The 9,299-nt window shown below is 68.9% G+C and carries 6 protein-coding genes; 2 read left to right on the top strand and 4 right to left on the bottom strand.

Translation table 11 applies throughout. From position 1 onward, the window contains the following. The 4 genes from RN743_RS15280 to RN743_RS15265 form a co-directional block, all read right to left on the bottom strand. Nucleotides 1-705 (bottom strand): DUF1552 domain-containing protein (locus tag RN743_RS15280; RefSeq protein ID WP_310781091.1); only part of this gene is annotated, 705 nt, incomplete at its 3' end. A 36-nt stretch (nt 706-741) separates the two neighbouring features. Beyond that, nucleotides 742-3,171, bottom strand: coding sequence for a DUF1592 domain-containing protein (locus RN743_RS15275; protein ID WP_310781090.1), 2,430 nt, complete (start codon nt 3,169-3,171; stop codon nt 742-744). A gap of 146 nt (nt 3,172-3,317) precedes the next feature. After that, the gene (locus RN743_RS15270) at nt 3,318-4,403 is read right to left on the bottom strand and encodes a prephenate dehydrogenase/arogenate dehydrogenase family protein (protein ID WP_310781088.1); all 1,086 of its coding nucleotides are present in this window, start codon (nt 4,401-4,403) and stop codon (nt 3,318-3,320) included. 21 nt (nt 4,404-4,424) lie between these two features. After that, a complete protein-coding gene (locus RN743_RS15265; RefSeq protein WP_310781087.1) occupies nt 4,425-5,771 on the bottom strand; it encodes a sodium-dependent transporter in 1,347 nt (448 codons plus the stop codon). A gap of 203 nt (nt 5,772-5,974) precedes the next feature. Here RN743_RS15265 and RN743_RS15260 point away from each other — a divergent pair, with 203 nt between their 5' ends. Continuing rightward, complete coding sequence (locus RN743_RS15260) at nt 5,975-6,961, top strand: threonine/serine dehydratase (protein WP_310781085.1); 987 nt, start codon at nt 5,975-5,977, stop codon at nt 6,959-6,961. Nucleotides 6,962-7,023: 62 nt separating this feature from the next. Beyond that, nucleotides 7,024-9,192 carry a DUF5916 domain-containing protein gene (locus tag RN743_RS15255; protein WP_310781083.1) on the top strand — a complete coding sequence of 723 codons (2,169 nt, stop codon included), beginning with the start codon at nt 7,024-7,026 and terminating at the stop codon, nt 9,190-9,192. Nucleotides 9,193-9,299: the final 107 nt, after the last annotated feature.

The raw sequence follows: 9,299 nt of genomic DNA, 5'->3' as shown, positions 1-9,299 counted from the left end.
GATCCAGTCGAGGATGCTGCGATCGGTGCGCCGGCGCCGGGCCCGGTCCTCGACCGTGCCGCCTGCTCCGAACAACTGGTCGAACGCCGCCCGCGGATCGCGGATCATGGGCAGCGGCTCCGTCGGCGAGGCCCAGCTGATCGTGTCGGTGTACACGCATGCATAGCCGTAGGCGCAGCCGCCGGCCTGGTCCACGTTCTCGATGCAGAGCTGCATGGAGGGAATCGGCGTGTCCTGCCCGAAGCGCTGCGCGTAGTACTGGTCCATCGAGGTGCCGACGAACACGTCGGAGCCCTCGGTCTGCTTCGCGTGCGCCTGTGTGAGGAAGGTGGCGCTGGAACGGAAGTGGTCGCCGCCGATCTCCTTCGCCGTCTTCGCCTCGGCGTTCTCGACATCCGTGTTCGAGATGATCGTCAGGTAGTCGCGCCACGGCTCGAGCGGGCTCAGGCTGCTCGGCGAGAGGTCGAAGTCGCGCCCCACCTTTTCGGGCGACCACATGAACTGCGAAGCGCCCCACTCGTTGCAGCCGGCGGCGCCGTGCACCATCTCGATGGCCACGAACCGTTTCACATCCGTGAGCGACTTCGTGGAGGCCCACAGCCGGCCGGCCGGCAGCATCGCATCCAGGAACGGCAGCGCCACCGTCGCCCCCAGGCCTCTCAGAGCCATACGGCGGGAGATGTGCTTACCCGTGATGAGTTCCATGCTCACTCCTCCTGATTTTTTCGCCGGGCGGCTCCTTCAGTGCCCGCCTGCGTCGATATCTTCGTCGGCGACCATCTCCACGGCGCTCGTCTGGAAGGGCGCGCTCTTCACGACCTCCATGATGAACGTCGTTATCCGATAGTCATCGGCCTCCGCCACGCGTGCAATCTCGCGCACCGTGGGCATGTCGTAGTACTCGATCCGCCGGCCCAGGGCGTAGGCCATGAGATTCTCGATGAACGTCCGGACGAGCGAATCCTCGCGCTCGAGCAGCGCCGCCCTGAGATCGATCGCGCTCAGGATCGGGGTGCCGTCGTAGAGTTCGCCCGACGTGTCCACCGTCCGGCCCTGGTCCTTGATCCGCCACGCGCCCGTGACGTCGAAGTTCTCCAGCGCGAGGCCGATCGGGTCGATCACGCGGTGGCACGACCGGCAGGCGGGATTCGAGCGGTGCATCTCAAGCCGCTCGCGCACGGTCAGGAAGCGCCCATCCTCCGCCTCGTCCGTCGCCTCGAGGTCGGGCACGTCCGGCGGGGGCGGCGGGGGCGGCGTCCCGAGCAGGACCTCCATCACCCACTTCCCGCGCAGGACCGGCGAGGTGCGGTCCGCGTGCGAGGTCAGCGTGAGGATGCTCCCGTGGCCCAGCAGTCCGCGGCGCGCCTCGTCCGGGATCTCGACCCGGCGGAACTCCTCCCCCGTCACGTCCGGAATGCCGTAGTGCCGGGCGAGACGCTCGTTCACGAACGTGTAGTCCGCGGTGAGCAGTTCGAAGAAAGACGCGTCCGAACGCAGGAGATGCTCGAAGAAGAGTTGCGTCTCCTCCAGCATCGCCTCGACGAGCCGGTGGTCCCAGTACGGGTAGAGCAGCGCGTCCGGGTGGATCTTCTCCAGGTCCTGCAGGCGGAACCACTGGTAGGCAAAGCGCGTCGCCATGGCCTCCGACCGCGGGTCGTCGAGCATGCGTCGCGCCTGGGCCTCCAGCACCGCCGGGTCCGAGAGGCGGCCCGCGTCGGCGAGCGCCACGAGGTCGTCGTCCGGGTGCGTGCCCCACAGGAAGTAGGAGAGCCGGGTGGCGAGGTCGACGTCGCTCAGACGGTAGATGTCCCCGGGCGCCACGTCCGCCGGCATCTCCTCGAGCCGGAAGACGAAGTGCGGGCTCGCGAGGACCGCCTGGAGCGCCGTGCGAATGCCGACCTCGAACCCGCCCTCCTCGACGCCGAGATCGAAGAACACCAGCAGGTCCTCGACGTCTTCGGCCTCCAGCGGCCGGCGGTAGGCCTTGGCCGCGAGCGACCTGATGATCTGCCGCGCGCAGGGCCGCTCCTCGTCGGGCGCCGTGGGCCGGCAGGAGAAGAGCCGCTGGCGGCTCGCGGTCTCCGAGATGCCGGTGACCGTGAACGGCCCCGTGACGAGGAAGTCGCGCAGGTGCGGGAGCGTCGTCACGCCGTAGGCGCTGCCGATGTTCGAGTCGGCCAGCTTGTAGTCGATGGGCTTGATGAGGTCGTTGTCGGGACCCTCGGCGTTGAGGAGGAAGGCCGCCGTGACCCGCTGCGGACCCGCCCGCACGTGGATCGGCTCGGTCTCGATCACCATCCCCTGCGGGTCGGACTCCGACATGAACGGGTCGATCTCGAGCAGCGCCACGCGCGCGCCGTCGATCGAAACTTCGATCTTCTCATCCGGAGCCGTCATCCCGTACAGGAACCCTGTCGGACCGGGGTGCATGTCCATCTTGAACACGTACTCCCCATCCGCCGGGAAGACGTGGATGACGGAGATCCCGCCCCGCGTCCCGAAGGGCGCGCCCTCGGCCCGCACCGCCTGCGACGCCGTCTTCGGCACCTTGTAGGTGACCTGGCGTGGGCCTGCTTCGGGGTCGCCGACCGCCATGCGGCTGATCTCGCTCGCCGCCCGCAGGTAGCCCTCCATCAGCGTCGCGGACATCATCTGGACGTCGGCGATGTTGTCGAAGTTGTCGCTGATCGTCTCGGCCGGGAGGAAGGCCTCCATGTCGACGTCCAGGTCGAGCAGATCCTGGACCGCGCGCTGGTACTCCGCGCGGTTGAGGCGTTGGAAGGTCCGCGTCCCCGGGTTCGGGTTCGCAAGCGCCGCCGCATCCATGCGCGTCTCGAGTTCCTCGACCACGGCGGTGAGCGTGGCCTCGTCCGGACGCCGGACGCCGGGCGGCGGCATCATGCCGGCGCGGAGCCTGCGGATCATCTGCTCGGCGGCCTCGGGTTCGGCCTGCGGCTCGGTGGCATCGAACTCGAGGAAGGAGCGGTTGCCCGCCCGGCGCGAGTCGTTGTGGCAGCGGGTGCACACCGTCTGGATGACCGAGTTCGCCAGCGTGTCCGGCGCGGGGGCGACCGCAAGGGCATGGGGGGCCCCGCCAAGCGGTGCATCCTCGCCCGTGACGACGAGATACAGCGCCGCCGTTCCCAGCGCCGCGATGGCGAACTTCTTCATATGGTCCCTCACTGGCCTGTCGCCCGATACAACAGGGCAAACACCGCGACCCGGCGCGGCGTTTGGACGCAATAACCCCTCCCCGCATCCAGCCTGTGCAAGATAGGGATTATCGACCTCTGAACGCCAGTCGAACGGGGCCGGGTCTACTCCGCGGAAACGCGGGACTCCAGGTAGTCGCGACCGGCGGACATCAGGGCGACGAAGGCGTCTTCATCCCCCGCTTCCACCGCGTCACGGACCCGTTCCACCGCCGCCACGAGTTCCTTCAGGGCGACGTCTCCGTACGCGTTCAGCGACTGGATCTCGAAGTACATGTGCGGGTTCTCGCCGGCCAGCGCACGCGCCACGTCCAACTGGGCCTCGAACGTCGTGCTCGATACATCCGCCAGGCGCGGCGTCGTTTCGCCGGAGCGGGCGAGCGCAGTGAAGAAGGCGATGTTGAGCGCGTGCGAGAGCCCCAGCACGAACCCCATTACGCGGTCGTGGCTCTCCAGGTCCATGCGCACGCGCGTGGCCATGGTCGAGGCGAAGAGGGCCTCCGCCCCTTCCGTCGCGCCGGGACAGCCCACGTCCACGAAGATCACATGTTCCCCGGAAAGGAGTTCGGTATCGGGACCGAACATGGGGTGGATGGACGCGACGCGGACCCCGGCCTCCGCCAGCGCCGTCAAGCCGGAGCGCAGCGGACTCTTGAGCGAACCGATGTCGAACACGAGGCCCGGCGGTCCGATCTCCGCCAGGCGTTCGAGGATCTCGTTGGCGATGACCATGGGCGTCGCCACCACGATCAGGTCGTGGTCCAGCGACGCCGTCGTCCAGTCCGCGCGATCCCCCCCATCGGGGTCGGCGTTCTCCACCTCGAACCCCTGGGACGAGAGGAAGCGGACGAACCACCCGCCCATCTTCCCGGAACCGCCGATGACGAGGGCGCGCTTCCCGCCTCCCCTCGCGGCCGCTACCACACTGCCCCGCTCCTGCACGGCGAGCGACGAACGGATCAGCGACAGGACGAGATCCTCGGCCAGCCGCCGCGGGAGTCCGAGTTTGTCCGCGGCGGCGCGGGCCCGCTCGATGACGACCTTCTCCTGCCGGTAGTCGCGCGGAGCCGTCTGCGAGGCGCGCTTCCGCTCCCCGATCCTCGCCGAGACCGCCTGCCGCCGGGCGACGAGTTCGAGCAACTCGCGGTCGATGCGGGCGAGTTCGTCTCTGAGTCCTTGGAGGTTCGACACGTCCCGCTCCGGGCGTTCAGTCTATCCGGCGATGACGCGGATCGTCTGCCGCAGCGCGATCCAGCTCACGTAGGCCAGCAGAGGCGGCGCCACATAGCGAATCAGGAAGCGCGCCGCCGGAATCAGGCGCTCGAACCGGGGCGACGCTCCGATCCGGAGCTCCTCCTCCGGGTGTTTCATCACCCAGCCCACGAGCACCGCGATGGCGAGTACGCCCAGCACCGTGAGGAGTTCCGCCGCCACCTGATCCATGATCCCGAGCGCGCCGAGGGAAAGCGCCGGCGCGACCCCGATCGCGGCGATGAGAACGCCCGCGGCGAGCGTCGCCCGCCGGCGCGTCCAGCTCCATTCGTCGATGAGGATCGAGGTCGCCACCTCCAGCAGGGAGACCGCGGAGGTGACCGCCGCCACGATCACGGCGCTGAAGAACAGGGTGCCGACGATCCGGCCCATCGCCTCCATCTGCGCGAACGCGCTCGGGAGCGAGATGAAGAGGACGCCCAGCGTGCTCTCTCCCACGTCCTCCGACAGCCCGAGCCCGAACACGATCGGGAACACGACGAGCCCCGCCACGAAGGCGACGGAGAAATCCGAGAGCGCGATCACGGCGCTTTCGCGCCCGAGGTTCGTGCGCTTCGAGAGGTAGGAGGAATAGGTGACCATGATCCCCATCCCCACGCTCAGCGAATAGAAGGCGTGGGCGGCCGCGCCCTGCAGCACGACGGGGTCCAGCAGCTCGCTCAGCGACGGGGAGAGGTAGAAGCGGTAGCCCTCCGCGGCGCCCGGCAGCGTCGCGGCCCAGATCGCGAGGCCGATGAGGAGGAGGAAGAGGAGCGGCATGAGCAGCATGCTCGCCCGCTCGATCCCCCTGCGGACGCCGAACGCCACGATCCCGACCGTCGCGCCGATCGAGGCCAGGTGGAAGATGACCGCCGAGGGGCCGGACGCGACCGACGCGTAGCGCCCCGCGGCGTCGGCGTGGAACCCGGTGGCGAGCCCGTCGAGGGCGTAGCGGAGGGCCCAGCCCGTGATGACCGACAGGTAGGCCATGATCACGGTCGACGTCACGAGGAAGAGGAGCCCCGCCGCCGCCCAGCGCCTGCCGCCGGCCGCCCGCAGAGCGCCGATCGCGGAGCGGCGCGCGCGCCGACCCACGGCGAACTCCGCCAGCATCATCGGCACTCCGATGAGGAACGCCATGCAAACGTAGGCCACGAGGAAAGCCGCGCCGCCGCCCTCGGCTGTCTGGTAGGGGAAGCGCCACATATTCCCCAACCCGACCGCGGATCCCACTGCGGCGAGCACGAAACCGACCCGGCTGCCGAAGCTTTCGCGGGCGGATGGGGGAGTGTCGCGTGCCTGGTTCAAGTGGCGGGTCCTCGACCGGATGTCCTTGCGGGCGGGTGCGTGTGAGTGTCGCCGACGGATGCCTCACGCCGCAAGGTGGCACGTCTCCGGCAGTCCGTGCCGTTGCGCGTTCGGGTTCCGCCGGGGGATTTTCGACGATGCCCCGCCGGACCCCGACCCGGACCCGGCCGCCAGCCCACCGCCCAGCCGAGAGAGACGGCCGAGTGACGCCACATGTCGAGATCCCCGGACTCACGCTGACCCGCGAGGACTTCGAGCGCGCGCGGAAACACGTCGCGCCGCACGTATATCACACGCCCCTGCTCACGTCGCGCTCGCTCAGCGACGTTTCCGGGTTCGATATCAGGCTCAAAGCCGAACTCTTCCAGAGGGGCGGTTCCTACAAGGTGCGCGGACCCCTCAACGTGCTGGCCCACATGAGCGAGGAGGAGAAGGCGCGGGGCATCGTCTGCTCCTCCGCGGGGAATCATGCGCAGGGCGTCGCGCTCGCCGCCCGCCTGTACGGAATTCCCGCCGTCGTGGTCATGGCCGAGAACGCGACGCCGGCCAAGATCGCGGCCACCGAGGGGTACGGCGCCGAGGTCGTCCTCCACGGCTCGATCTGGGACGAGGCGAACGAGCGGGCGCTCGAGCTCGTCGAGGAGCGCGGGCTCACGTACGTCCACCCCTTCGACAACCCGCGCCTGATCGCGGGCCAAGGCACGCTGGCCCTCGAGATCCTCGAGGACTGGCCGGAGGTCGAGGTCGTCGTGATCCCGATCGGCGGAGGCGGTCTCATCTCCGGCAATTCGATGGCGCTGAAGAGCGTGAACTCCGCCATCCGCGTGTTCGGCGTGGAATCCTCCGGGGCGCCCGCCATGAAGCGCACGGTCGAGTCCGGAGAGATGGTGACCCTGGAGACCGTGGACTGCGCGATCGACGGGCTCAAGGTGATGCGGGTGGGCGACAACACCGCGTCCGTCGTGAGCCGGTTCGTGGAGCGCGTCGTCACCCTCCCGGACGAAGAGATCTTCGACGCCATGCTGTGGCTGATGACGCGCGCCAAGCTCGTGACCGAGGGCGCGGCCGCGGCGTCCGTCGCCGCCGTCCTGCACGGGCTCATCGACGCGCCGCCGGGGACGAAGGTCGCGTGCGTCCTCAGCGGCGGGAACCTTGACGTGGAACAGTTGCGGGGGCTGAGCTGGAACTGAACCGCGGCCTCCGCCTCTCTGCGGCCATCCTCCTGCTCGGCTGGCTGGCGCCCGCCGGCGCCATGGCACAGGAACCGGGCCAGGAGGGACCGGCCCGGATCGCGGTCGAGTCCGCGCCCCGCCCCACCGCCTCGGCCCTGCGCACGGACGCGCCGCCCACCGTGGACGGCCGCCTCGACGACCCGGTCTGGCGGCAGGCTCAACCTCTCACAGGCTTCGTCCAGTCCCGTCCCGACACCGGGGCGCCCGCCACCGAAAACACCGTCGTCTACTTCGCGTACGACGACCGGGCCCTCTACATTGGGGCGATCTGCCAGGACTCCGAGCCTGACCGCTACTTCATCTCCAGCCTGAAGCAGGACTTCAACAGCGGGTCGTCGGACGTCTTCGGCGTGGCGCTCGATACGTACCTCGACCGCCGCAACGGGTTCATGTTCCTCGTGAATCCCGGCGGGGCGCTCAAGGACGTCCAGCTCTTCGACGACAGCCGTTCCGAGAACCAGGCGTGGGAAGGCCCTATCCGCGTCGAAACGGCCCGTGACGACGAGGGCTGGTCGGTGGAGATCGAGATCCCCTTCTCCACCCTCCGCTTCAATCCCTCGGAGGAGGACCAGACGTGGGGACTCCAGATCCTGCGCCGCATCCGGCGCAAGGCGGAGGACACGTTCTGGGCGCCGCTCGACCGGCGCGACCAGATCCACAAGATGTCGAAGGCGGGTACGCTGACGGGATTCCGGGGCGTGGGGCCGGGACTCAACCTGCGGGTGAAGCCCTACGCCCTCGCGCAGGACCAGACGGGGACGCTCGTCGACGAAGGGCGCGCCGGCAGCCAGGCCGACCTCGGGTTCGACGTGAAGTTCGGAGTCACGCCGGGGCTCACGCTCGACCTCACCTACAACACGGACTTCGCCCAGGTGGAGGTCGACCAGGAGCAGGTCAACCTGACCCGCTTCCCGCTCTTCTTCCCCGAGAAACGGGACTTCTTCGTCGAGAACTCCGGCACGTTCGCCTTCGGCGACCAGTCGGAGCGCAGCTACCGGACCGGCGTCTCGCTGCGCGACCTCACCCTCTTCCACTCGCGCCGCATCGGGCTCACGGGGAGGGGCGAGCCGATCCCCATCCTCGGCGGCGCGCGGCTCACGGGCCGGACGGCCGGGTTCGAGGTCGGCCTCATGAACCTCCAGACCCGGTCCGGCCGCGGCCTCCCGGCCGAGAACTTCTCGGTCATGCGGGCGCGCCGGAGCGTGTTCGGGACGTCGGACGTGGGGGCGATCTTCATCAACCGGGAGGCGACCGGCTCGGACATCGGAGGACACCCCGACTTCAACCGCAACGTCGGTTTCGATGCGAACCTGAGGCCGCTCCCGTCGCTGCTCCTCGCCCCGTTCCTCGCCTGGACGGACTCGCCGGATGCGGACGGGAACGCCGTTGCGGGCCGGATGTGGGCCGGCTGGCGCGACGAACTGTGGGACGTGTCGGCACTGTGGCGCCATGTGGGAGAGGACTTCAACCCGACGGTGGGCTTCGTGCGCCGGCGCGACATCCGGCAGAGCTACGCGACGGTGGGACTGCACCCGCGGCCTCCGGTGCCCGGCGTGCAGGAGGTCAATCCGTACATCGAGATCGACTATATCCAGGATCTCGAGTCCGTTCTCGTGACCCGGAGCCGGACGGCGGGGTTCGGGGTCTCGTTCGTGAACGGCAGCGGGCTCACGCTGAACTACACGGACCGGTTCGAACTGCTGCGGGAACCCTTCCGGGTCTCGAGGGACGCGACGATTCCGACGGGCCGCTACGACTTCGGCTCGGGGTCGGTACAGTACCGGTCGGCGCCGGGCCGGGCGTTGACGGGATTCGTCCGGGTCGAGCGCGGCGGGTTCTTCGACGGGACGCTGACGTCGCTGTCGGGCGGCCTCATGTGGCGGCCGAACCATCACCTCTCCGTCGATCTCTCGGCGAACCACAACGACATCTCGCTCCCGGACGGGGCGTTCACGGCGGACGTGTTCGGCGGGCGGGTCGACTACGGCTTCTCGACGAAGGTCTTCGCGAGCGCCTTCGTCCAGTACAATGCGGCCGAGGACCAGTTCGTGACGAACGTGCGCTTCAACTACCTGTATTCGCCGCTCAGCGACATCTTCCTCGTCTACACCGAGCGCCGGGACCTGGCCGCCGGCATGACCGTCGAGCGCGTCTTCGCCGCGAAGGTGTCCAGGTCCATCGGCTTCTGACCCGTTCTCCCCCGATAGCCGGGGTGCCTGCGCCAGACGACAGCGTTGCGTGGCTCCGCCAAGTCAGACTAGTATCAGTCTAGTTGAAATCCTCCGGATTCGATCCG

Origin of the sequence: Candidatus Palauibacter scopulicola (assembly GCF_947581915.1) — a bacterium.
Lineage (GTDB): Bacteria > Gemmatimonadota > Gemmatimonadetes > Palauibacterales > Palauibacteraceae > Palauibacter > Palauibacter scopulicola.
This window is presented reverse-complemented; position numbering and strand designations above follow the sequence as displayed.